We start from the raw sequence: 24,731 nt of genomic DNA on the forward strand, positions 1-24,731 counted from the left end.
TTGTAATACCAGTCTAATCACAGATATTGCCCAAATACCCGACTAAACTACTCAAGTATTATCACATTGTAATTACCCGAGTAATTTAGTCAAGTATTATCTTGAGCAAATCGTGTTCGACTGAACAGCCTACTCACAATGATTATTTTTGTGTCGATTTATTTATCGAGGTTAAAATACCACGCAAAATATTAAGCTCTTGATCTTCAGGACGTGCACGATTAAACAAACGCTTCAATTTAGTCATAACCATACCTGGGTGCTGCTTTACAATAAAATTAGTTTCATTGAGCGTACTTTCTAAATGCTCATAAAATAGTTCCATTTGCTTTGCGCTCGGATAAACTACGTCGTCCTCTTCAACTACCGCATCTTGTGTGGCAAGAAATGCCATACGTGTTTCATATGTTAACGTTTGCACTGCCATAGCTAAGTTTAAAGAGCTGTACTCTGGGTTTGCTGGAATACACACATGGAAGTTACATAGCTGTAGCTCTTCATTTGTTAAGCCACTATTCTCTCGACCAAAAACCAAGGCTACAGGGCCTGTATTTGACTCTTGAACTAATTTCTCAGCGCATTCACGAGGGTTAACCATTGGCCATGACAGTGTCCGCGAACGTGCACTGGTACCAATCGTTAATGCACAACCATCAATGGCTTCTGATAACGTACTGACGGTTTTCGCAGCACCAAGCACATCAGTTGCCCCCGCAGCTAAAGCACTCGCATGACTATCAACTTCACAGGCCGGGTCTACCAAATAGAGTTTGGATAATCCCATTGTTTTCATCGCCCGTGCGACTGAGCCAATATTGCCTGAGTGAGATGTATTTACTAATACAATGCGAATGTCTTCTAATGCCATGTTAATAAGCCCTGAGAAAAATAATGCGGGAGTTTATCACAGCTTGTGAACAGCTCCATAGTAAAACCCGCAGTAAAAAAATTAGTTCCACAAGATCATGGGCGTACAAAAAACCATCAATTTAATTTCACAATTATTGTTTACTTTGTATCAAAAGTCGCTAAAATACGCCGGCTTGAAATAATACTGTTCTTTTACAACCCAAAGGTAATGCTATGCATCCAATGTTAAACATTGCGGTACGCGCTGCGCGTAATGCAGGTAAAGTGATCTTACGTGCATGTGAAGATTTATCAAAAGTCGAAGCCCAACAAAAAGGCAGCAATGACTTTGTAACTAACATAGACAAAGACGCTGAAGCGATCATCCGCGATACGATTTTAAAAGCCTTCCCTGATCACTCTTTAGTGGGTGAAGAATTAGGTGTAATTACAGGCTCTGATGCAGATTACCAATGGGTTATCGATCCACTTGATGGCACAACTAACTTCATCAAGGGTATTCCTCACTTTGCAGTCTCAATTGCATTAAAAGTAAAAGGTCGCGTAGACCAAGCTGTTATCTACGATCCTATTCGTAGTGAATTATTCACAGCATCACGTGGACAAGGCGCTCAATTAAACAATACCCGCATCCGCGTTACTAAAAGTAACGAAATTGCAGGTTCTGTATTAGCCACTGGCTTCCCATTCAGGCAAAAGCATCACCTAGACGCATACACAGAAGCGTTCAAAACATTGTTTATTCATACAGCTGACATTCGTCGTGCAGGTTCACCTGCATTAGATATGGCTTATGTTGCAGCAGGTCGTGTTGACGGTTTCTTTGAACTAGGCTTAAAGCCGTGGAACACCGCAGCAGGTGAACTACTCGTTAAAGAAGCGGGAGGTATGGTAATGGACTTCGCTGGTGGTGCAGGTTATAACCAAAGTGGTAACGTTATTTGTGGCTCACCTAAGCTTTGCCAACTAGTGGTTAAAGAAATTCGTCCAGTACTGACAGAATCATTACTGTGCTAATGAAATAAATATTCAAAAAAGGAGGCAATTGCCTCCTTTTTTATTGTCTTTAATATGCCACGTTTAATTATTTTCAAAGTACGGGTTTCTCAACGTTATTACTCGTGCATCTTGCATTGGTAATGCGTTAAATTTAGCGGCAAAATACTGCTCAAATAGCATGTCAAATTCACCATTTTGTTGCATCAACGCCAATCCTTTTTTCAAGGCGTTAGCAACCTCAGGTTTCTTTTTACTTACAAAAAAATAAAATGCACTCGGGTAGTACAAATATAAATTGGGCAATATAACGAGGTCATCATTCTGTCGCTCAGCAAGCTCAGATCCGACTTCAATAAAAGAGCGTGGAAAATAATCAACTTTACCACGCGCTACCATAGCAAACATAGCTTGGTATTTAGACATAGGCCGTACTGGTAAATCATTAAATGCCAGTATTTTCGTATCAGGCCAGTCATGCCCTTGAACAGCGGTCAATTTTGCTAACTGAGCCTTTGTTTGTATTTTTTCAAAGCGTGACAAATGCGCACGGTTCACCAATAGCGCTCGTTTACCAATAAAACCTTTAAATAACGGGACCTGTATAGCAATCGCCAGTTGCTCTCTTTCAGGACTGGTCATACTCCAATGTAAATCCACCTCTCCTCTGCTTAAAGCAAGTAAAGTTCGCTGTTGATGTGGGTGAACTTGAATATGCTCTACTTTCGCGTCAAATTGCGCTGCAATTAATGCTCTATCAAGTAACTCATACAAATATAAATCGCGGTCATAAAGCACGCGCTGCTCTTTCGCTACATATAAAGTCGACACCGCATAAGATGTATTAGCCCAACTACACAATAGGCAAAGCCATATGAATCTCCCCATATGCTCGCTCCAAAATTGTTTTCATTTAAGCTACACGTTAGGTCACATTTACTCAAGGCTTATCGACTGCATTGAATAAAAAATCGAATTTACCTACTAAAGTATATATCAACTGTCATCATGCATTCTAAGGACGACACAGCTATTTAAACGGAACACTCGTGTACTGTCGTTTTTATTCTCACTATCGGGGCCGCTGGTTTACGACGATTGCAAACAAACAAATAACTATTGCGGTAGCGTTTCGCTTCTTTTTTGGCATCCGTCGCCAATGCAGCTACCTGATGACTGTTATTACAACTTTCTAAATCAGGTCTGACTAACCCGATTGACAGTGTTAATAAAGGCACAAACTGCTTTTGACCTTCCCTATTTGTCGCCCAATACCCCCCCGCTTCAACATGCTCAGATGTAAAAAATGCTTTCGACTGCAACTCAAACTGATTAATTATCTGATGACATAAGCGCTCAGCATCATCACCATCAAATACCACCATAAAGTCGTCTCCCCCTATATGCCCCACAAAACAGCTGCTTTGATCGCACACTTGAACCGTCACATCGGCCAATAACTTGATCACACTATCACCGCTTGCATAACCATATAAATCATTGAATTGCTTAAAATGATTTAAATCCACATAGGCCAATGAAAAGGTATTTTGTCTGCGTAAACGTTGTTCAATTGCTTCATTAATGGCTACGTTGCCTGGTAGCATAGTCAGAGGGTTTGCATGTTGAGCATGACGTATTTTTTCTTCGGTTATGTGCTTTAAAATATCTCGCAGCGGTGCAAGTCCTAGGTACTTAAGATCTCTCGTAACAATAATATGGCGTCGAATATCAAATTCTTGTTCTGTGATCTGCTGACTTACGACATCAAGCTTGGCGTTTTCATCGACAACAAGGGGCTGTTTATCCATCAGTTCAACAACCGACTTTTTAGCATACAATGCGTGACCATAAGGCGCAGCAAAAACTTCTGTCAGCTGATCCCGATGCAACAACCCAACAGGCTGTTGTTTCGCATTGATAACTGCTAGGCTCATCAGTGATTTATTCTGTTCAAACCGTTTATGGGCATCTTTACAGCGCGTACTTTGCCCTATTGCATCTTCAATTTGCGCTAAACACCCAACCGACATCGACATTTCGTTGTGATTACTTTGAGAACGTAAGTTCAATTGAGTGACTTGACTGGCTTCTAGTGCACGTGGGGGTTGGCGAGCGGGTTTTGCCAACAGAAAACCTTGTGCATGCACTATGCCCAGTTTTTCGAGTAGAGTGAGCTCTTCTAACCGCTCAATACCCTCTGCAATCACTGATGTTTTAGTGACTTTTGCCAGCTCAATAATTGATTTTAAAAACTCTTTTTTAACAATACTTTGATCACAATAATCGATAAAGTATCTATCAACTTTAACAAAATCTGGACGTAATTCTGACCACTGCTTTAATCCCGAGTAACCCGCCCCTAAATCATCAATGGCAATACTAAAGCCTAATTGACGATAATGCTCGATGGTTTTGAGTAGCAAAAATCCATCGTCTACTTTGTCTTGCTCTGTTACTTCAATGACGACTCGATTTGCAGACAAGCCATATTTTTCAACTAAGTGTAACGTTTCACCTTTGGGGTGACTTGGATCTAATAACGTATTAGGGCTAACATTGATAAACAGCTTGCCTGGTAAATCCTGCTCAACAAACCGTGCGATAGCCTTTTCACGACACAACAGTTCTAATTCCGACAGCTTTCCTTGTTCACTGGCTATACAGAATAGACGCTCTGGAAACTCTAAACTCGTTCCAGAAATCCCACGACTCAAAGCTTCAAAGCCAAGAATATTCTGCTTAGAAATATCATATATTGGCTGAAATAAAGTACGCACAGCGCCCTGCTGCAATATATCTTCTAACGCTTGTAAATCAAGCAACGTTCTATTTGGCGCATTGTCCACTGAATTCAGACCAAGTTATTGAGTGATAATCGAACAAGCTACCAAGGTTGTATGACGTTTTTATTGCAACGCGCCAGTATGTCCCTATAAAGCGATATATGGCTCTGTTGTACACATAAAAAAACCAGTGACAAAGCACTGGTTTTTTATCATCAAATAATATGTTAGTAATTATTCAGCATCATCATAATCAATATCATCAGAAGATGTTTTAAAACCTTCCTTTACGAGCACTTCTAAATAAAATGACGGCTGTTCTAAACGTGCTGCTTCATCGATACACTTATTAATTTCATGTACTTTGATAACATCTGCTTGCGACTCAGTGTGACCAAATCGACAATCGAAGTCCCAATAATCAACCCCTGCTGGCAATGTCTTATTGCGCTCTCGACGAAGGTATTTCTTCACTTCATATTTGATTGCGTCAACTAAACGCGCAGGTTTCAACTTAGGGTGTGTCAAAGCAAAAGTTTTTTTCATGATGATCTCAATGTCAGGACAGTTGTTTTTACAGTCTGCCGAGTGATGGAAGTTAGTCTAACTATTTTACTGTAATTTATTGATGGTAGCGAATACTAAAAAGATATTTATATCGACAGACTTCGGTATTTCCCCCGCAAACTTAATGGACGCAGTGATATACGCTAGTATGGCACTACGGCATCTGTAAAAAATGACATTCAGCTCCGTCTGGTGTGTGACAAAATATAGACCAATAGATTGCAGTTCACGCTAAATTACGTACACTCATTCTGTATAACATAAACAATACAAGCGAATAAATATGCCAGGATTACCCGCTGCGAGAATCACGGATATGCATGTTTGCCCTATGGTCACCGGTATAGTGCCTCACGTTGGAGGCCCGATTTCTGGACCAAGTGTACCAAATGTATTAATTGGTAGCATGCCTGCTGCTGTAGTCGGTGACTTAGCGGTCTGTGTTGGACCTCCCGATAGTATCGTAAAAGGCAGTGTCACCGTTCTGATCAGTGGCCGACCAGCTGTAAGAATGGGCGACATGACAAGCCATGGAGGCAATATCATATTAGGGATGCCTAACGTACTGATTGGCTGATTTTTGTGCGTAGCAATGGCTGTTAAAACAGCCATTTCTTCTATTTACAACCCCAAAGTCAGATTTTGATACTCTTTCAATGGAAAACCCTTCATTGAACCGTGCCTATCAAGCCACTCGACCAAAATTTTCATCCATTGGTAACCTAACTTGAAGTTCCAGATAGGGTTAAATAACGGAACATATTGCATTTGCACCAACTGAGCACGTAGCGTCCTCACATCTTGCTCACTTTCCATGATCCAAATGCGCCCATCAGGAAAATACACAACCGCTTCATAATCAATTTCATCTACCATAGGCCGACCAGCCTCGTCGCTGTGATGCACCACCCAACCACCACTGCCGGCTTTCATACATCCAGCATTTACCCGTACTGCAATTTCTTCCAATAGCAAGGACAAATTGCCCGTGTGTGCACCTTCCTGGCGGCCGTATTCATCATAAGTACGAATAAATCTATCACTGCCATCTACATCGCGTTGTAAGAAGTTATCTTTTTTACCGTTGGTTGCAGCCCTTACAACTTGCTGCTCTTCTTCAGAGAAAAAGCGCTCTTTAGGGAAAACCCCCCATAAGTCATAATCTCCAGTCTGAACACCTTTAAAATTAGAAGGCGCTTTAGCACCATATCCCAAAGGGTTTGTTAGCCCACACAACTGAGTGTAAGTTTGCCCTGACTCGAGCGTAATAACCTGCTTTCTGGCACCCGTGCACGCTTGAGCTAAGGCGTTATCTGGTGCATAACATACCGCCCAATCCCCGTTCCCTGGGCTATACGCTTTTGAGCCTTGTTGTAATGTGGCGACCTTAATCAAAACAAATTTATGATGCTGCCCGTCTTTTGCCGCAGCCGTAATGTTATACATATCATCACTGACTTTCTCTTCTTTGTAGTGTTTTTTCGCTCGGATCATCAATGCTGGCAACCCACTGCGACGCACTTCAGATATATACAATGGAATCGCCATCGCACCATACTTATTTATCGCCTCTGCAACTTTATTTTCTTGCCACCCAATTGCGCTGCCTCCTGTGCCTTTCTTCCCAAGTGCAGGATCGGCTAGTACAAAACCTGACATCGGACCCCAATCACATGATTTCGCTTTTACATGATAGCCCTTGGTCGCATAACCTTCATTAATCAACTGTGTGGCATAGATCCCCACTGCACGGGTTGAAACAACACAGTTTGTTTCTTCTGCAACCTTTGCAAACACTGCAGAGTGTGCCTCAGGTACACCCGCCAATAACTCTGCATTTTCACTGCCACTCTTCACAGGTTCTCCTTAATAATATGTCGAAATTGTTGTCATAAAAATCAGTGTTGTCAGCACTGGCCAAAACCATATACCAGCAATTTTTTTGTAAAGTTTGGCATTACCGCGTGTCGCTTGCGCTTTATAGTATTTGTGCGCGATAAACATGAAGATTGACGCTAAGAAATACAGCAGAAAATAGAATATTTCAAAGTACACCACTTCATCTATTTGTAAGTGCTCACGGATGCTGTAATGCGCTAGCAATATGGTAAATACAACCGCGGTAATATTGTTCCTCAAGTCGCCATATGGGGTATATGCCATACTCACAATACATGCGTACAATAAGCACACCATCACCATGACTGGTAATAGCGTCGTAACAAATGGGCCTAAGAATTCGCGTTCAATGTTAATACTGTAATTAAGTTCAGGGCTAATATCTTGATTGACAAAGCTATCCATTCCAAAGTTCGTATTGTAGTTTTGAAACGTATACTTAAAGTAACTTTGCTTGAGGCGCCATTCTTCCATCACAATATCTTTAGCCATGGCAGGATTATCTCTTTTTCCTAACTTTTCATAAGCTTCTAAGTCTGGTACCAATACAATACTGCTGCCCAAATCCGCTCCTTTAAGCCTCAATACGATATTTTTATGGTCAAATGGGTATTTAGAGTAATCAAATTGCTGACGCGTAATCACTGAAAAGTACCAACCAACAACCAAACCACCATCATTTAACTCTTTTCGGTATTGCTCTGTTATCGTTGATTCTATTGCTTCATTGAAGTTCACGCTGGCCGGGATCACATCGCGTTGCTTCGCCGTCAATTTTTGCCATACTAACCCCGTCAAGTGAACATTATTGGCATTTACAAACTCAATAGATTCGACATAAATACCTGTCGCCACATAGTTAGGCTCAGCAATGCGCATTTGCAACATGCGATTACGATAACTGGTCTCAAGTGCTTCTCGTTGTGCGGTTGATGTAATCACCACCGTACTGTCTTCTTCTATCGAGTTAAAACTCCGTGCAAATTCCAGCACAGTCACGGTGCTAAAAACCAATATGAGTGACACTGAAATATTATTCTGCGTCCAATTAATTTTACGCTGGCGAGTCAATAGAAAGATAGCAAACATCAATGCCGCGGCATAACAACTGACCGCAACAATATTCATTTGCCGCCTAGCATCTTTATCCATTTCGAACATATCCGCCGACATACGTGTGATCAAAACCCAATCAGTATGGGGGATCTTGGTACACGCGGCGTAATGTTCATCATTATCCATGGTTTCGCCATTAAAAAATAAATACGTCAAATCTTCGGCAAAACAACCTTGTACTTTTTTTAAAAATTTAAACTCTGAATGTTCAGATAAACTCGCAGCATTTTCCCCTTCACGTACAAACGAAAATACCGGATGAGAAATCAAATTTTGCTGAGTCGAAAAAATAGTGCCGTAGCCACCTAAGCCAAACTTTAACTTCTTTAATGACGTTGTTAAATAATCTAAAGACACGTCGGAGGGCACCACCCCAATGGGTGCATCACCATTGCGCTGCGCCTCGACAGATGCAAAGAAAGGAACTGAGTAAGTACTCATTAACACGCTATTCTGCGACTCGTAATAAGGCTCCGTCCAAATAGGACCTTCTTTTAATGGACGATGGTACCAACTAAACTCAATGTCAGGTTTATCATAATCCACCAAATTAAATTGACGGTCGACGCCCGTTAAGCGCTCAAAATAAGGGCTAAAATAGCGAGTGTAGCGTTCAAACTTATAGGGGTGAAACGTAACATTGAGAGAGAATAAATCCAAATTGTCATTGAACTCTTGCTCGACCATTTGTGGCACCAGCTGCTTATCTTCCAAAGCTGTTATACTTTGTGCGAAATTATCTACTGCGCTCATAGTCGCAGCTAACTTATCCCCCACTTGTTGGGCTGCGGAAAAAGTCTGTTGCTGCACTTGTGCCCGGATCTCATTCTGAAACCGACTATGTTTTTGATAAATAATAAAAGTACAGTACAGCGCGCTCAGCACACTAAATATAAGGCAAACAGCTAAAACTGGCGTTGCTAACTGATTACCAATACTTTTCGCCGCTTTGATACTTTCTTGAGGGCTAATCGTCATTGTTCGTTTTTACTTTCATTTAATTTAACACACTCAAAGGTCATCAACGTTTTTCGAAAACTAACTATAGTAATCCCTATAAAAAAACACCATGACCTTAATATTACATCGCATTTATACATGCTTAATGCTTTTGTCCTGCAATCACAGTATAACTGCTGTTCAATTTTTCAAGTTCCATGGCCAATGTTTGTAAAGCATTGCGCTCAGACTGAGCCGCGGCATTGAGTCGAGTCATTGCCGGCCTCCTCGGGCTGGTTCGGTGAGTTGCATCCAACTGCATTAGCCATGCTTGCACTGGGTACAGTACATCACGCTGTAGAATTTCTAACCTTTGCGAAATTTGCTTTAAACACCCATCGATTGCCTGGCAGTTTTTAGGCCTTATCATACCTTGTGCTCGCTGCGTGAAGAATTTGAAATAAATACCAACACCTGCATCTATTGATTTTGTTATCTCATGACGGCGGCCAAATTTAACCCATGTAAGCTTTTTCCACTGAGCAACTGAAACCGGCTGATTTTCCAAGGCATTCAATGATTCTCGTAATGACTTATTGCCAATCAGAGTGCGATTGATCATTTTAAAATCGACCCCCTGCAATGCCATTTCTAATTTTTTAATTTGCGCCAAGTAATCAAATTGCGCTGTATTTTGCTGCGCCAAAGTCTTTTTATTAAATAACTCTATTTGATCTAGCGTACTCATACCACGCTTCATAACCGTTGTGGTTTTCCCAAGCTTCTTACGGTTAAACAATTCAACTTGATCAAGTACACTGGTGCCAGACTTAACCTCTGTCTCAACCTGCTCTAGCTCTTTTTTATTAAACCGAGTAATTTGATCTAGGACCCCAATACCCTGTTTTTCAATCGTTTTGGTTTTTCTTAACCCACTATTGTTATGAAGCTCAATTTCATCCAATAACCCTTTACCCCGTTTAACTTCCGTATCCACTTTTTTTAACGAAGACTTATCAAATTGTCGAATGTCATCCAGTAATGAATTGGGCTTACTCAACTCAACTTTGCTTAAGGTTGATTTATCAAAGTTTTGCACTGTGAGCAAAAATGGCGCGGGTCCAACTTCATCCGATTTAGTCTTCAGTCCTTTTAAACGAATTTTTCGAGACTCTATATACTCTTGAGCCCGCTTTTTCAATGACTCAAACTCAGAGACGTGTTCAGAACAATAATCTAACCACACGGCCATATCATCATTGTCACGAACGGTGGCAAATAAAGTGGAATCAGTCGCGTTAACAATGAGATATGCTGCAATGAGTGGGTCCTTTAATAGCTCATCGGATACATAAGGGTTATATTTATTTATTTTTGATAAATGCCGATTGAGCTTGCGCGTAAAATAATACTCTTTTGCTAACACGGCTATTTTCTGAATATAAAATGCAGTTAACGTTAAAACCTTGCTTACATTACCAGGCACCATGATCCCTGACATAACTGAAAAACTATTTTCCAATGCTTTCACTAATTGTACAGCTGCGTCTCTCATTGCTAGCAAGAACTGATTATTTGCGAACGTCATCAATGCCGTTCTAAGCTGATACGTTTTACTAGCAAGCGTCATGGTTTTACTGTCTTTGTATCTTTGATAGCACCCTTTTGCCGCTAACTTCACTGCATCTGTGTATTCTTTTACTGACTTGCCAGCCGACACAATCGAGTTAATACCGGGTACTAAAGCAATACAAATTTCCGCAACCAAACTAATCAATAAACTGCGAATACTCGCCCAACAATCACTCAAAAATCTCACAAAGTCTTCAGCAATACCTTTTAAAAATTCAAAGATAGTTTGAGCAATGTCTTTGATCCATTCATACCCTAGCTTTACCTTTGTTGCCATCACATTACCCGTTCTCATTTGCGCAGCAATAGAGTTGGCTATTTGATTAACTTCCGATGACTCACTTTGTTGCTCTTCATTATAATTAGCACGTGTTTGCCGGTCATTTTCTGTTTTTTCACGTCGTGATTCTGTAATATCTTTTTTGGCCTGTTTGACCATTTCCTTTAAATCATCTTTGTAAAGAAATTTGGCTTTACTGCCATATAATATACGTACGCAGTCACGCTTTGCTTCTTTCGCCAATAGTAAAGAAAAATCATCAACTTGCTGATCTTCTTCGACAGGGAATAAAAAGTTATGTAATCGTTCTACTGGAAAGTTCTTATCTGATTGATTTCGTTGGCTTGAGCGCCAGCCATCTAAATTTAAATACTTCTCTTCTTTACTGATTTGCCATAAAAAGTAAGCACTTTTAAGCTCTTTAAAAAACTCAGGTGTCGGCGTACTCGAATAGGCTGCCACTTTCGAATCTACTTTTCTAAGTAATTTTCCACGGGCCGCTAACCGTATATTCGTATCAGACTTCCATGTATTTAAAATGTGTGTCGTTGCAAATGGCATAAGTACCTCTAAAAAAATTACGCTCTATCAATCATAGACAATAAAATGGCAGCGTTAATAGCATGACCTACCATATTATCTGGAGGCATAACAACTGGCAGCTCTGGTGCCACAATTGAGCCAGTACCAGACCAAAATACCGCATAGCCAAGCCAGCCTATATCAACATCTAACCCTATTCGCTCTGCTAATTGCTGCGATCTTATACGCAAAGTTTCATTTGGAGATTGTAGCCAACTTTCGACACACGTGAGTAATTTCTCATGATCGCGCGTTAATTCCCCCTTTTGTTTGAGTACCCGTACGCCCCAACGAATTGCCACCATCACGGGTAAACCATGTGCAATCAACTGAATTGCATCTCTCTCTAGATCTTTTTCACACAATACGGCAACAGCATGCTCTGGGGACCAATCCGGATCTAATACCCCGAGTGCTTCTTTAGATGCTTGATACTTTGATAAAATCTGAGCGATAGAACGTTGCTTTAACTCATTGACTATATGTACGTCGATAATCTCCAAAATCACCCCACCTTTAATTAATCTTAACCAATGCACCTGTGATTTCAGTCATTGCTGCACCACTCAATTTGGCCATTGCCGTTGAAGTTACTTGCGCTCCAGCGGTACCTTCAAGTTTTGCGATTGCGGTTGACTTAACATTCGCGCCCGCCGTACCTTCCAAGTTAGCTTGTGCCGTAGCTTTGATATCAATATTTGCATTTGCACTCATTTTGGTCGATGCGCTACTTGAAGTCGTTAAGTTCAAGGCTGATATTTTAGTATCTTGGCTCGACTTAAGCTCAATGTTACTTCCTTCGATTTTAATACCTGAGCTGCCAATGGTTATTTTATTACTGCCCACTTTAAGCTCAATTTGTGAGTCCCCTTCCAAGGAAATTTTATCCGCCTTTAACCCATAGTTTTTTGTCACTGTCACTGTTTGTGATTCTTCTATCGTAGTAGTTTGTGACTTTTTCACTGTTAGTGCATCTTCGGCATTAATTAACGTCGTAGCATTATTTGTCACCGTTAGATCAAAATCTTTCCCTGAGCTAATAGAGAGCTTTTCCTCACCTTTTTTATCATCGAAGCAAATTTCATGGCCCGTATCTTCTGCTAACCCTGTTTTAATACAGGATTGCGTTGCATCTTTTTGTGGGTAAGGTGGTTGCGTGCCGCCGTTATACACGCTCCCTACTACAATGGGCTGATCTATATCGCCATTGATAAAATCAACTAAGACTTCGTCACCTATCCGAGGGATAAACTGCATACCCGCTTTAGCGCCTGCTGTTTGCTGCATCACTCTGAGATAACAACTTGTCGATTTGCTATCACTCACATCCCACATAAAGTGCACTTTAATACGGCCATCTTTATCCTGATTAATTTCCCCTTTACTGTCAAAGGAACCTGCATCAGTTACCACCAACGCACTGGTTATTCCGCGTACGACAGGTTTAATAGGGAATTCAGGAGTCAGCGCCAACTTACTGTTTCTACATATAACATGGCATACATAGCTGGTATCAACCTGTGTTTGAGTGACATCAATATGGTGCTCCACTGCCAAAGTATTATATTGCCCTTGCTGCTTAGTATTTATATGATTCTCAACCGACAGCGTGTTCCCAACCATCACGACATTGGCATCTGTGATTATTTTTATATTACTGGCTTGTGCTTCTTGGGCATTATTAAGTAAAGTGGCTAAAGCACTCACATCGGTAAAATCTCCGGCGTCACTATTGAGCGCGTAGTGTTCAAAGCTTTTATTCGTTACCGTGGTAATACCACTATTGGATTGCTGAGCCTCCGCACTTTCTGATTTTGCTTTGTCATAGTTATAACCAGATAACGACAGTGATTTTTTCGCTAAACGCTGCTGAGGTTCAAAACTTTGTATTAATAAGTTTTTAGCTGATTTAACTAATGCATGATCAAATTTTGCCAATTTATTGTCATCTAAAGGCGAAGACGCCAGTTGCACCTCTAAGGTGTGCTTTGCATCGCTTTGCGAAAAGAAAAAAATCACCCCTGCTTCCGCCATCAATCGCGTCACGAATTCGAGATCTGTTTCATCATATTGAGTGCAATATTCTTTTTTCCCCGTCGGCATCGAGCCAAATTTATATAAACCTTTGAAGCCTGCATTGTCGAAAATATCAGACAAAATATCTTTAAGAGATTGCGCTTGATAAATACGGTAGGTACGACTAAATCTTAATAACCATAGCCATGACTCTAGTTTGAGATTAAATGCACGAATATTCTCAGCATTTGCTTCTTGCTCCTCAACCTCAACAACATATGCGTGGTAATCTAGGAGTTTATTTGGCCTTCCAGCAACATCTTGATACCAACTCACCGACATTGTTTCGCCCAAAGCACTCGAGACATCATCACCATCACTTACCAAATCGATATCAATTGATACGCCTTTGCATAAGGTGTCAGATACGTTGCAACGGTTGAGTCGATATTCTTTACCTTGTGCAGTCGTCGCAATCAAGTAGCTGGTTTCACCCGCAATATAGGTTTCCATAAGTGTGCTCCAGCGTCTTATTTCAGTGGCTGCGAAAAATGCAGCGGCACCGTCAATTGTGAATAAAATAGTGGATTAAGTAAGCTTTGTATGCTGTCGACATCACGGATAGTGACGGTGGCCCCAGCTTCTTTTTGATATGCAAACATCAACGTGTCTTTATTTGATGCGACTTGATTTTCACTCACTAAACGTAATAACCCCCAAACACCGCGATACTCTTTTATTTGCGGCTGGTTATTTAAATCAAGCAAAGTTACCTGAATACGCTCTGTTGAAAAATCTTTTGGCCACATGCTAGAAGTTGCAACCAATGGACCATGGGTATATAGCATGTTTGTATCGCCAGAATTAAACGTAAACGAATTCAACTTTGGAGAAAGTGAGAGTGGTTGTAAAGTCACTTTCGCTTGCAATTGTTCACCTTGACCATATAGCTGGCGCTGCATCCGTTTAAATAATTTAAAAAAGGTCACAACGTTATCATTCAGCGAAATCACTGCCTTACGGTTAAAAATAGCCATCTGATATTGTTCATCCACAGCCAAAAAACGCGATAAAACCTCAGACTCAAACTTACTGACACTGCTGTCAGATGCAAAAAACAGTGCTAATGCATTTAAGCTTAAATCTTCCCCATTTGCTGCAAAAGGATAGTATGGGGCTATCGAGTCATCATAAGGTTGTAACACCGAGTTTTGCCAGCGGCTTTGCAAATACGTTTGCACTTTCGTTCTAACATGCTGGGTTGTTTGCGCCACAGTTAAGTCAGCTAAACCTTGCATCAAACGCTCTGAATAAGGCTTTAACCACAGCCCAGAAAATGCATCGAAGTTGCTGTTTTGTTGAATTTGATTAAAGTATGTTAGCCCAGGAATGACATCATCATCCGCTTGACTCATCCATTTTTTCAACGCAATCAATTGCTGTAAAAACACTTGGTATTCATCTCGCATGGTCGCTTGTTCGCCAATTAAAAGCTGGTATTGAGAAAATGACTGCTGAATTTTTTCGCTTATCTCATTATGCTCTCGCGACTGTGCAATTTCTAATTGCTTCTGCTTGTCTAGTTTTGCGCTTGCTATCTGTGCTAACTTGCCCGCTTTCGCCACCTTCACAGCCACTCTTGCAGGTGCTTGCTGTGTCACATCAACGACTGAGTTTTCCTTAGGCACGTCCACTTTTGGGATCAGTAAATAATTTCGTAACGTGCTATATAGCAGCATTAAAGGTGACTTTTCGTTTGCAGTTAATGCCGTCATCACATCTTCCAATGTGAGTGACTTTCTCAATTCAATACGTTGATAATACTGCCGCCAAAAGCGCGTGTAATCATTAATATAACTATACTTCAAATAATTCCCGATGCGTGTCAGCTCCCTTTCACTCGGTGGCACTTGAAATAATCCATGATTTTTTTCTACTAACTGCTGCATAAACACGGATTCAGGCACAAATGACAATTTCTGCATAGCCTCCGGCGTATATAACGCAGGTACCAAAAAGCTCGATTGCTCACCCTGAATCTCAAATAAAATGGTATTTTTTAACTCATCTCCTAACAGGGCCTTACGTATATCGATAAGCCGAGTAAACTCAGGAAGTTGTTTAACATACTTGTACATCAATTGATTGGTATCTTGCAGTGCCAATTGGCTATCCACAATCGCCAATAACTCATCATTCGTATCGACACCTTGATAACCTAAGTCATAAAAATCATTGAGTAACGCTATAAAGTCACCTGTTTGTACTTCATCCATTACGCCACTTTCTAGCAGTGACATAGCAACGTAATTCAGTACAATTTGTTTATTTTCTCGTTTCGAAAAAGATAAATAAACATCTTTTACATTAATCACTTTGAGGTAATCTTCAAGTTCAAGATAAACAAATAACTCCTCTTCCAAGTATTTTTTCAAACTCGGTTCAATCGCTAATAACAGCTGACTTTTATACAAGGCTTGATAATGTTCGGCACGCTCTATCGAAGTAAAAATACCTAAGACATACCACGGTTGGGAGCTTTGTGCCTGATTGAATTTTACATACGCCGTTCTCAACAAAGTGAGAGGCTCAATAATGCTAGAGGGCTCATCTATATTAAATGCGGATTTATCAAGATTATCTTTATAATCACGATGTACTTGTCTAAATTCACTGTGCAGTACCTCGTTATATAAATAAGCTTGCCAGCCAACCCAGCTGGCCAAAATTAGTATGGCTGTGCCCAAAAAAATCATCGCAGCTTGTTTAATACCATGTTTCCACATTTGCCAATGATTTGCGGGCGCTCCATGAGATGAAGGCAATACGTAGGCTGCAAATGTTTTTGTTAATTGCGCCTTAGGCTTTAAATTTGACTCTTGCACGACTGGCAGTAATATCTGATTAATCTCAATAAGCGCATGAGCCGTCGCCAAATTGACACGTTGAGTCGCAGTCTCTGATTCAACCAAATGAAAACTTTCAAGCTGAAACGGCACCGCTAAACCATTAAAGTCTAATAACTCGTCAACAAAGCCTGAGACAGCTAATTTTAAGTATTGGAGTTGCATAGGTCCAAGCAGCTGCTTGCGTTTAAAGTCTTCATCTAATTGCAGTGAAACTTGGTGCACATTACTGGTAAATAACCGTTTAAACAGCTCATCGTACGCCTGTGATAATTCGCCGCTTAGGTTTTGGTTATTACCCTTTAAGAAAAATGATAACTCACTTAAATCACGTTGTTCATGTAAAGATTCGGCAATACCATCTAACTTATTCACACCACACAAAAACAAGTGTAAAGGAATTTTATACCCGGTTAATAAATAAAGTGACTCTAACTGTGCTTTCACATCTGCGATATGTGCCTGCTTTGCTTTTTGAGCACGCTGAATTAAGCTAAATGCGTCATTCAGTAAGAGCATGCCATTCAGTGGCTGCTTCGCCCGTATATGCGTCAACCAAGATAAAAAATGTGCGCGCTCCGCTTTATGGCTCGATTTAACATGCCAAATTAATGCCCCCTGCACATGATAAACCGCAATATTCGACGGCATGTTAGCGAGCGTTACACGATTAAACTGCGCGAATGTATCTGTAATGCTCTCCTCTGATGCTGCAAGGTACCATGCGGTATCATAAATATTAGGACTGAGTTTTATTTTCTTTTCGATACGCCTATATAGCTGTGAATATTGTTTGAATCGACTACTACGTGTATATCGTCTCCCCACAAACGCACGTAAAGCAGGAAAAAAATAACTTGTTATACCTAACAATATAATAAGTGTACTCACCCAATACATCATACTGCCATAGTTAAACCAACCATTGAGCCCCGCTAGCACAATACCAATAACAACTAACACACCTGCGAGAACTATTCGTAACATGACTCGACTCATTGATATTTCTTAATATAAGGAATGATTTTGCAAAACTCAGTAAAGTAATCACTTACTGTTTTTGCCTGTGCGAAACCGCGTGTAATAACACCGACAAGTTGGCGTTCCTGCTGCTCAATGATCTGTAAAGGATACTGTGAGTTTGCGCATGTTTTTTGTAAATTCTCTGCACGCTGGCGATTCTTAAACGCCCCAATCTGCACTAAATATCTAACTGCTTGTGCAGCGGATGCTGTGTCTATGGACGCTTCATTGAATTCCGCTGTTGCAAGCTCAAGAGAGTCACTTTTAAGTGCTTTTGATGGCCCAAGAGCTGAAGTGGTGACTTCGTTATTTACTGTTGCCACAGCGCCTATTGCTGATTGCTCATATTTCGCCTGTTCAAAAAACTGGGTATTCTCCATAAACATCTTCGGTGGCTGTAACTTTTTCAGATGTTGATAAGTATCATCAGCCATTACTTGATACTCTAAATTTTGCTGTTGGTACATTTCACCTAAATAATGATTGTAACTAAATAAACTTGTTAACAATATCAGCAGCATGGTTAGCCAAAAATAAAGTGGCTTAACCCCTTTAAACAAACCAAACCGCCTACGAAACACCCTGACTTTACGCGGTTGTTCGTCAGCATAAATCTTAAACGCACCGAGTTCAGATAATGCGTAATTTATCTCTGCGATAATTTGTTTTAACTGAGCACCATGGTGGTTGTGATACTTCCCTTTAAACCCCAGTTGTAAAATAACGTAACACACTTTCAGAAGTGCTAAATGCTTTTTAGGAAAGCCCATCAATTGCTTAATAAGATTAAAGAATGTCTCGCCGCTATTGCGAACTCCAAACAACTGGCTTACCAACGTTTTATTTTGCCATTGCGTGGTATCGAGTGTACTTTCATAACTGACACGTTCATCAAAGTAGGCCGCCCAAATAAAGCACAGCTTATCAAGTAATGCAGGCGAAACCTCCAACTCGTGTCCACGTTGTTTTATATTTTTTAACTCTAGTACTAAGTGCGCTCGATAATTATCAAGTGACACGGGATCATCAAGTGACTTGATCGCATCAATCATTGGCATCAAAGGTAGGCTCAAGCGCATTAGCTCTTCACCTTGCCACGAAAATTCGCTCAACAAGTCTTTAAGTGCGGTATTTCTCTCATCAACGAGAGAGAATTGATTGACGGTATAACTGGCTGTATTCATATTAATTGATCATAAATAGTTTAACGTCATCAACATGAATGCGCGCATCAATATGTAACGCTAACATTTCTTTATTTTCGATAATTTGCAGCCATAGTGCATCTTCCACATCAACCTCAAAATACGTGGCATCTGCTTGTTCTTTCAACTCTGCCGGTGGGAAGGGTAACGCTTTAACCATGACGCCCTGAGTTGCATTTTTTATACAGTTAACAATGCTCTTATTCCCTGCCAGCTTAAATCCTGTTTTAAACACCTCTTTAGAGATATACCCTTGCGATGCAATCACCGCAATAACAATACGCTGAGATTGCAATACATCGGCCTGTTTCACTTTTGCCAGTAACATTCTACGACTATCAAATAACGATTTATCCCAAAAGTACTCAACCACGTTCTGTTGCTGAGTAATAGACAGTTTGTCTTTTATGCACGACAACACACCGTGAAACTGTTTGAAAAGGTTTTCAAATGTTAAAGGCGTCCAAGGTAAGCGCTGCTCATACTCCACACTCAATAGTGCCGCCTCAAATTGCTTTAACTCGAAGAAGAAACGTCCTAATTTATAATGCTGAGTCTTTTGAGTCGCTTCGAGCCAAGGCAGCCAATGATAAATAGTGCTGAGTAATTGCTGCTCCTTAAATAAAGCAGCATTGCTTTGCGTTTCTACAGCCGTATTTAAGCGCAGTAACAATTGGTTTGCTTTGGCGTTCGCCAACGTTTCTAATTCTTTAACCCGTTCAAGTAAAATATCAGCAGCACCAATACTCAAACCATCAGGAATAAATGAGCGATCAATAATCACCGCACCATTACCATCTACTTCCAGTACTTTGCCAACCGCTAACTTTACAAAGCCATCCAAGTTATCTTGTTCCAGCTTTAACGTTGCGTTAAGCGAAGCCGTTTCAACTTCAATTTCTTCTTGTTCATTAGAAGTGAAATCATAGATTTTTGTGAAAGCTGTTTTATAACGTGAGGTGGTCGAATTATTTTCAAAGCTGTTATTGCCACCTAATAGCGCAGGGACCACAAGGTATACCATTTGATCAACACTCCCTGGTGGGATACTCATTGCGATTTCTTTGGCTATTTTGAAATATTGACCATCAGGTAATATACCTTCACATGCACGTATGGAAAACTGCCCAAGCTGTAACAGTGATTCATTAATACTGAGTTGTGTTAATCCACAATGGGGTGCAAACTCACTGGTTGTGAGTGCACTATAGCGTTGTGTGATCCCTTCAAGGTGGGCTTCCATTTGTTGAAAATGCTGAGGGTATAAAAATGCCCCTTCACGCCATACAATCTTGTTGCTCAAATTAAGCTCCCCAACTAAATAAGTTGTCTAACAGGCTTTTCTCTGGGATTTCATTAAACTTGACACCCGTACCATTGATCCCAAGCCAGACTACCGTTTCTTCAGATACATCTTCAGGTAATTCAATCACTGCCTTAGTTGCCCCAGCTTGATACTGGGTAAACTCAACCAGCACAGCCAAATATCTAACCCCAGGTAATAACTTCACCGTAATATCTTCACTGGTGTTTGGCATCACGGGATACAAACGCTTCTTCTCAATCAATTGTTCAGACAACACTTGTGTGTCGCCATTAAACAACGTAATAAAATTACTTTGTAAAAAGCGTTCTTTCTTGGCGAGTTGGTAAATACGTACCGCAACTGGATTTGCCGTATTATTCGCCCAATTAAGTTGTTCATTGGTTTCTAAGCGCAACTTAATCGGCAATGAATACCGTTGCAGTGCGTCGCCACTTGAACAACTTACAAGTAACAAGCATGAGAGTATTAATATTATTTTTGCATGCATTCAATTAATAACGCTTTAAACTGACGTTTAAAATGCCCTTCTTTGATTTTTCTTTGATAATAACTTTTATAAGCATTCCAATGTTTTGAACTCAACATTGAAGGCGGCCCAACCATTTCGTCAATTAATTGTGGGTCAAACTCTTTCACAAACTCATCAACCACATCATCCATCATCATGAGCAATTGTTTTTGCTGTTGCCATGGGTTTTGCGTTACGGCAATAAGTTGATCTAACTTCTGTTCAATAACACGCTGACTACTGTCTTTGCTTACTGGCAAGTCTATGCTTTCTGAGCGTGGCAGTTCCGAGAAATCGTCGTTGACACTTTTATCACGTGTGAAAGCTTGGTCTAATTCATTTTCTAAATCGGCAAAAATATTGCTCGCATCAAACTCAATGTCATCAACGCTTTCAAATAAATGTGCTTGTGCATCATTTTGCGTGACTTCACCTTGGTCATGCGTTATTTCATTGTCATTCGAAAATAGCAATGTATATCCATTGAATGTAATCACATCACCATCAGATAATAGCGCCGATGAATTAGCAAGCTGAGCACGGCCGTTCATTTTCACCCCTTCAATTAAAGCGATGAGTTTGTACTGCGCTGAGTCCTTGTCCACTAAGACCTTAATCAACTGCTCACTCTCATCCTCACTGGCATCGATAGCCGGCAAAATAAGATCGCATTCAATTGAGCTGCCCAATACCACTCCTTGCTCAGATATCGTTGCCATACGTGACAGAAGACGGATATCGTCAGGGCACTCTGTTACTTGTAAAATCGCCGTATTCATTTACTGACTTCCACTATTAGGCACAATACAATTCGATACTGCGGTATTAAATGCATCTAAAAAAGTTGGCCTGTCATTTAAAAATGCCTTTGAAAAAAGCACCCCCAGATCAATTGTTCCATGTTCTGTGCGTGAAAAAACCGTATCTTGCAAACGTAATTTTGCTATTTCATGTTCAAACTCATGCTCATCTAACAAAATAGCATCGACCTCATGACTTAATAGTAACTGCACTAACGCACGTGCATTACGAGGCTTCATTCTCACATTATAACTTTTGCGTTTCAAATCAAGCCATTCATCAGAACCAAATTCCGCTGCAACTTTATATCGCTGATATAATGGATTCGTGGTCTCAATATCAATTTTGTTACCCGCGAAGTACCAGTAAAGATGCTTTGCTGCAACAGCAACTGATACCTGACCGAACTCACTACGGGCTTCACTTTGCGCTACCGCAAAAATACCATCCAGATTACCGGTTCTCAAACGCAATTCAACATCAACCCAATCACTAAATTCGGCTCTATATGGTGTTTCCAATCGGTTAAACGCACATTTAATTTGTCGGATCACAGTCCCTTTTACGCTGCCATTCTCAATGTAATGATATGGATAAGCATCATGCGTTGCCAAACGCAGTAGATCTTTCGCCACTGCGCGCTCGCTCATAGCTGCCATGCCTACAATCAATGCTAATTGTACTATGTATTTCAGCATGAACACGTTAACTTATCGATAAATCAAAACCGCTGGTATCAGCGTGGCCACAAATATCGACCGTCGAAATAACTTCACCTTGGCTTATTTTTTCAATACAACGCTCAGCCAACAAAGGCATTAAATGACGATTAATAATTTGTTCAATCGCTCTACCACCTATCGTAGGTTCATTCCCTTTAGTGACAACATAATCCACAAACTGTTGATCATACTGAAGTGTCGCCTCATATGTTTCCTTAAGCTTATTCGCAACCCGCTGTAACGATATTTCAGTGATCTGCGCTAATTCTTGTTCATTAAGTGGGTAATAAGGAATGATATTGCAACGTCCTAAAAATGCAGGTTTAAAGAATTCTTGTAATGCTGGTCGAACATTATCAACCAATGAAATCATATCAGGGCGATCTGCTTGGTCATTGCAGTAATCAACAATCGCACTATCTGCGGCATTTGACGTCATGATGATCAGGGTATTACGAAAATCAATGTTGCGCCCTTCACTGTCTTGAATACAGCCTTTATCAAAAATTTGATAAAAAATATCATGTACGCTTGGGTGCGCTTTTTCCATTTCATCAAGCAACAAAACGCAGTATGGGTTGCGACGAATGGCTTCCGTTAGCACACCGCCTTTTCCATAACCAACATAACCCGCAGGTGAACCTAATAGCATAGATACTTTATGGGCTTCTTTAAATTCCGTCATATTAATGATGGTCATGTCCTGCTCACCACCAAATAGCTGATCGGCCAATGTCAAAGCCGTTTCTGATTTACCAACCCCGCTTGGTCCGCACATCAAAAAGACGCCAACTGGTTTGCGTTTATCAGTTAACCCTGCTCGTGACACCCGAATACTCTTTGCCAGTTCATTCATGGCATGTGATTGGCCTATGATCCGCTGATGCAAGGAATCTTCTAATGATAGTAACTTGGCGACTTCATCTTTTAGCAAATTACCAACTGGGATCCCGGTCCAGGCCCCTATTACTTCGGCAATCGTTTGTTCATCAACAATCGCATGGATCATCGGATCTTCACCTTGCAAAGACTTTAACTGCGCCAGTAGCTCCGCAAAATCTCCCTGCGTCTCACCCTTTTGAATTTCAGCTAATTGCTTCGCAAGTACTTTCTCTTTGTCCCATTGCGTTGTTAAATCCACTAACTGTTGCTCAAGCCCTATTTTAGATTCTTCTTTTTCAACAATCGCTTGTTGCTGATTCGAGAGCATATCATCTTCTTTGTTCAACGAAACAATCTCATTTTCTAAATAACGAATGCGCTGTTCAACAGATTCAATTTGTGCCGGCTTAGCACTTTGCGTCAATGCAATACGCGCACAAGATGTGTCTAAAATACTAATGGCTTTGTCTGGTAACTTTCGACTGGGTAAATAACGGATAGATAAATTGACCGCTGCTTCTAGGGCCGCTTCTGTAATAAATACATTATGGTGTGATTTTAAAGACTCGGCGACACCACGCAGCATTTGTAATGCATCTTCTTCATTAGGTTCATCTATTTTCACGACTTGAAAACGACGGGTTAATGCGGGATCTTTTTCAAAATACTTTTTGTATTCTTCCCACGTTGTGGCCGCTAAAGTTCGAAATTCACCTCGAGCAAGGGCAGGCTTTAATAAATTTGCTGCATCATTCTGTCCTTCAGCACCACCCGCTCCAATAAGTGTATGCGCTTCATCAATAAACACGACAATAGGCACTTCAGAGGTTTTCACTTCGTTGATCACATCCTTAAGTCGATTTTCAAATTCTCCTTTAACACTTGCCCCAGCCTGTAATAAACCAAGATCAAGGGTATGAATTTGTACACCCGCCAGTACCGCTGGCACTTCATTATTCGCTATTTTCTGTGCAAGTCCCTCCACAACAGCTGTCTTACCAACGCCTGGCTCCCCCACAAAAATCGGATTATTTTGACGTTTTCGACATAAAATATCGATGGCTTGACGCACTTCCTCTGAGCGGCCAGAAATAATATCCAATTCACCATTTTTCGCCGCATCGGTCAAGTTAACCGTAAATTTATCTAACGCGCCAGTGACCACCGCAGCTGGAGCACTGCCAGCGCTTTTGCCCTTCGTCGTCACGGCCAATGTCTTTATATGTTCTTTTAAACTTTCCAGTGACACATTTTTCAACGCTTTGAAGTCTTTATTATTAAATGCCAACGGGTCTGGCTGTAAAATACTTAATAATAAGTGTAAGCCCGCAACGCTGTTATGAGAAAACTCTACAGATGCAACTAACCATGCTGATTTAACGGCTTCAATTAATTCTGGGCTAATTGTTGGTTGCCCTGAATGTACTTTCTCTAATTTATTAATTTTCTGTTCTAGCTCTTGTAAAAACCCAGCAATATCGACCTTTTGTGATTCTAGAAACTGTTGTAATTTAGGGTCTCGCCCTTGTAAAAGCGACATCAACCAATGCTCAACTTCAATCGCGCCAACTTGCGACTTCATTGCATCTGCAGCCGCATATTCAAGCGCATTTTTTAAATTGCCATCTAAATATGAAATTAACTTTGAAATAGATACTTGTGACATACGATTCC

At 40.6% G+C, this 24,731-nt stretch carries 18 protein-coding genes; 2 read left to right on the forward strand and 16 right to left on the reverse strand.

Features of this window, described 5'->3' with window-relative positions; all coding sequences use genetic code 11:
* Positions 1 to 142 precede the first annotated feature (142 nt).
* Complete coding sequence (gene trmJ / locus J8L98_RS05995) at positions 143 to 868, reverse strand: tRNA (cytosine(32)/uridine(32)-2'-O)-methyltransferase TrmJ (protein ID WP_210995717.1); 726 nt, start codon at positions 866 to 868, stop codon at positions 143 to 145.
* Between the two features lie 215 nt (positions 869 to 1,083).
* On the opposite strand from trmJ, the gene suhB reads away from it, so the two are divergent.
* The gene (gene suhB / locus J8L98_RS06000; protein WP_210995718.1) at positions 1,084 to 1,887 is read left to right on the forward strand and encodes an inositol-1-monophosphatase; all 804 of its coding nucleotides are present in this window, start codon (positions 1,084 to 1,086) and stop codon (positions 1,885 to 1,887) included.
* 63 nt (positions 1,888 to 1,950) lie between these two features.
* On the opposite strand, the gene J8L98_RS06005 is transcribed toward suhB, so the two are convergent.
* The 3 genes from J8L98_RS06005 to J8L98_RS06015 form a co-directional block, all read right to left on the reverse strand.
* Positions 1,951 to 2,754, reverse strand: coding sequence for a transporter substrate-binding domain-containing protein (locus J8L98_RS06005; RefSeq protein WP_210995719.1), 804 nt, complete (start codon positions 2,752 to 2,754; stop codon positions 1,951 to 1,953).
* Positions 2,755 to 2,900: 146 nt separating this feature from the next.
* The gene (locus J8L98_RS06010) at positions 2,901 to 4,715 is read right to left on the reverse strand and encodes a bifunctional diguanylate cyclase/phosphodiesterase (protein WP_210995720.1); all 1,815 of its coding nucleotides are present in this window, start codon (positions 4,713 to 4,715) and stop codon (positions 2,901 to 2,903) included.
* A gap of 171 nt (positions 4,716 to 4,886) precedes the next feature.
* A complete protein-coding gene (locus tag J8L98_RS06015; protein WP_192508839.1) occupies positions 4,887 to 5,198 on the reverse strand; it encodes a DUF6172 family protein in 312 nt (103 codons plus the stop codon).
* 304 nt (positions 5,199 to 5,502) lie between these two features.
* Between J8L98_RS06015 and J8L98_RS06020 the strand changes: the two genes are divergently transcribed.
* On the forward strand, positions 5,503 to 5,796 hold the full coding sequence (locus J8L98_RS06020; RefSeq protein WP_192508840.1) for a PAAR domain-containing protein: 294 nt from the start codon (positions 5,503 to 5,505) through the stop codon (positions 5,794 to 5,796).
* Positions 5,797 to 5,840: 44 nt separating this feature from the next.
* On the opposite strand, the gene J8L98_RS06025 is transcribed toward J8L98_RS06020, so the two are convergent.
* From J8L98_RS06025 to tssH, 12 genes are all read right to left on the reverse strand, one after another.
* Positions 5,841 to 7,076 (reverse strand): anthrax toxin-like adenylyl cyclase domain-containing protein, encoded by a 1,236-nt coding sequence (locus J8L98_RS06025; protein ID WP_210995721.1) that lies wholly within the window; start codon positions 7,074 to 7,076, stop codon positions 5,841 to 5,843.
* Positions 7,077 to 7,085: 9 nt separating this feature from the next.
* Positions 7,086 to 9,212, reverse strand: a complete 2,127-nt coding sequence (locus J8L98_RS06030; protein WP_210995722.1) for a cache domain-containing protein — start codon at positions 9,210 to 9,212, stop codon at positions 7,086 to 7,088.
* A gap of 124 nt (positions 9,213 to 9,336) precedes the next feature.
* The gene (locus J8L98_RS06035; RefSeq protein ID WP_210995723.1) at positions 9,337 to 11,646 is read right to left on the reverse strand and encodes a hypothetical protein; all 2,310 of its coding nucleotides are present in this window, start codon (positions 11,644 to 11,646) and stop codon (positions 9,337 to 9,339) included.
* Positions 11,647 to 11,663: 17 nt separating this feature from the next.
* Complete coding sequence (locus J8L98_RS06040; protein ID WP_210995724.1) at positions 11,664 to 12,170, reverse strand: hypothetical protein; 507 nt, start codon at positions 12,168 to 12,170, stop codon at positions 11,664 to 11,666.
* Positions 12,171 to 12,183: 13 nt separating this feature from the next.
* On the reverse strand, positions 12,184 to 14,196 hold the full coding sequence (gene tssI, locus J8L98_RS06045) for a type VI secretion system tip protein TssI/VgrG (protein WP_210995725.1): 2,013 nt from the start codon (positions 14,194 to 14,196) through the stop codon (positions 12,184 to 12,186).
* A gap of 17 nt (positions 14,197 to 14,213) precedes the next feature.
* Entirely contained in the window at positions 14,214 to 17,576 is a 3,363-nt protein-coding gene (locus J8L98_RS06050; RefSeq protein ID WP_210995726.1) for a type VI secretion protein IcmF/TssM N-terminal domain-containing protein, read from the reverse strand.
* An 8-nt stretch (positions 17,577 to 17,584) separates the two neighbouring features.
* Positions 17,585 to 18,796, reverse strand: a complete 1,212-nt coding sequence (locus J8L98_RS06055; RefSeq protein WP_210995727.1) for a DotU family type IV/VI secretion system protein — start codon at positions 18,794 to 18,796, stop codon at positions 17,585 to 17,587.
* A gap of 1 nt (position 18,797) precedes the next feature.
* Positions 18,798 to 20,120: a type VI secretion system baseplate subunit TssK gene (tssK, locus tag J8L98_RS06060; RefSeq protein ID WP_210995728.1), complete on the reverse strand. Its 1,323-nt coding sequence runs from the start codon at positions 20,118 to 20,120 to the stop codon at positions 18,798 to 18,800.
* Between the two features lies 1 nt (position 20,121).
* On the reverse strand, positions 20,122 to 20,631 hold the full coding sequence (tssJ, locus tag J8L98_RS06065) for a type VI secretion system lipoprotein TssJ (protein ID WP_192508849.1): 510 nt from the start codon (positions 20,629 to 20,631) through the stop codon (positions 20,122 to 20,124).
* A complete protein-coding gene (locus J8L98_RS06070) occupies positions 20,616 to 21,431 on the reverse strand; it encodes a hypothetical protein (protein WP_210995729.1) in 816 nt (271 codons plus the stop codon). The genes tssJ and J8L98_RS06070 overlap by 16 nt, the downstream gene beginning before the upstream one ends.
* Positions 21,432 to 22,103: a transporter substrate-binding domain-containing protein gene (locus J8L98_RS06075; protein ID WP_247682450.1), complete on the reverse strand. Its 672-nt coding sequence runs from the start codon at positions 22,101 to 22,103 to the stop codon at positions 21,432 to 21,434.
* A gap of 55 nt (positions 22,104 to 22,158) precedes the next feature.
* Entirely contained in the window at positions 22,159 to 24,723 is a 2,565-nt protein-coding gene (tssH, locus tag J8L98_RS06080; protein ID WP_210995730.1) for a type VI secretion system ATPase TssH, read from the reverse strand.
* Between the last annotated feature and the right edge of the window lie 8 nt (positions 24,724 to 24,731).

The sequence above is a fragment of the Pseudoalteromonas sp. MMG013 genome, assembly GCF_018100885.1.
Taxonomy (GTDB): Bacteria; Pseudomonadota; Gammaproteobacteria; order Enterobacterales; family Alteromonadaceae; genus Pseudoalteromonas; species Pseudoalteromonas aurantia.

Excerpts from the sequence above, each read along its gene's own strand:
- J8L98_RS06015 (WP_192508839.1), bottom strand. The coding sequence starts at position 5,198 with ATGAAAAAAACTTTTGCTTTGACACACCCTAAGTTGAAACCTGCGCGT.
- suhB (WP_210995718.1), top strand. The coding sequence starts at position 1,084 with ATGCATCCAATGTTAAACATTGCGGTACGCGCTGCGCGTAATGCAGGT.
- J8L98_RS06020 (WP_192508840.1), top strand. The coding sequence starts at position 5,503 with ATGCCAGGATTACCCGCTGCGAGAATCACGGATATGCATGTTTGCCCT.
- tssH (WP_210995730.1), bottom strand. The coding sequence starts at position 24,723 with ATGTCACAAGTATCTATTTCAAAGTTAATTTCATATTTAGATGGCAAT.
- trmJ (WP_210995717.1), bottom strand. The coding sequence starts at position 868 with ATGGCATTAGAAGACATTCGCATTGTATTAGTAAATACATCTCACTCA.
- J8L98_RS06035 (WP_210995723.1), bottom strand. The coding sequence starts at position 11,646 with ATGCCATTTGCAACGACACACATTTTAAATACATGGAAGTCTGATACG.
- tssI (WP_210995725.1), bottom strand. The coding sequence starts at position 14,196 with ATGGAAACCTATATTGCGGGTGAAACCAGCTACTTGATTGCGACGACT.
- J8L98_RS06070 (WP_210995729.1), bottom strand. The coding sequence starts at position 21,431 with ATGAATACGGCGATTTTACAAGTAACAGAGTGCCCTGACGATATCCGT.
- tssJ (WP_192508849.1), bottom strand. The coding sequence starts at position 20,631 with ATGCATGCAAAAATAATATTAATACTCTCATGCTTGTTACTTGTAAGT.
- J8L98_RS06030 (WP_210995722.1), bottom strand. The coding sequence starts at position 9,212 with ATGACGATTAGCCCTCAAGAAAGTATCAAAGCGGCGAAAAGTATTGGT.
- J8L98_RS06005 (WP_210995719.1), bottom strand. The coding sequence starts at position 2,754 with ATGGGGAGATTCATATGGCTTTGCCTATTGTGTAGTTGGGCTAATACA.
- J8L98_RS06075 (WP_247682450.1), bottom strand. The coding sequence starts at position 22,103 with ATGAGCGAGCGCGCAGTGGCGAAAGATCTACTGCGTTTGGCAACGCAT.
- J8L98_RS06055 (WP_210995727.1), bottom strand. The coding sequence starts at position 18,796 with ATGAATACAGCCAGTTATACCGTCAATCAATTCTCTCTCGTTGATGAG.
- J8L98_RS06050 (WP_210995726.1), bottom strand. The coding sequence starts at position 17,576 with ATGTTACGAATAGTTCTCGCAGGTGTGTTAGTTGTTATTGGTATTGTG.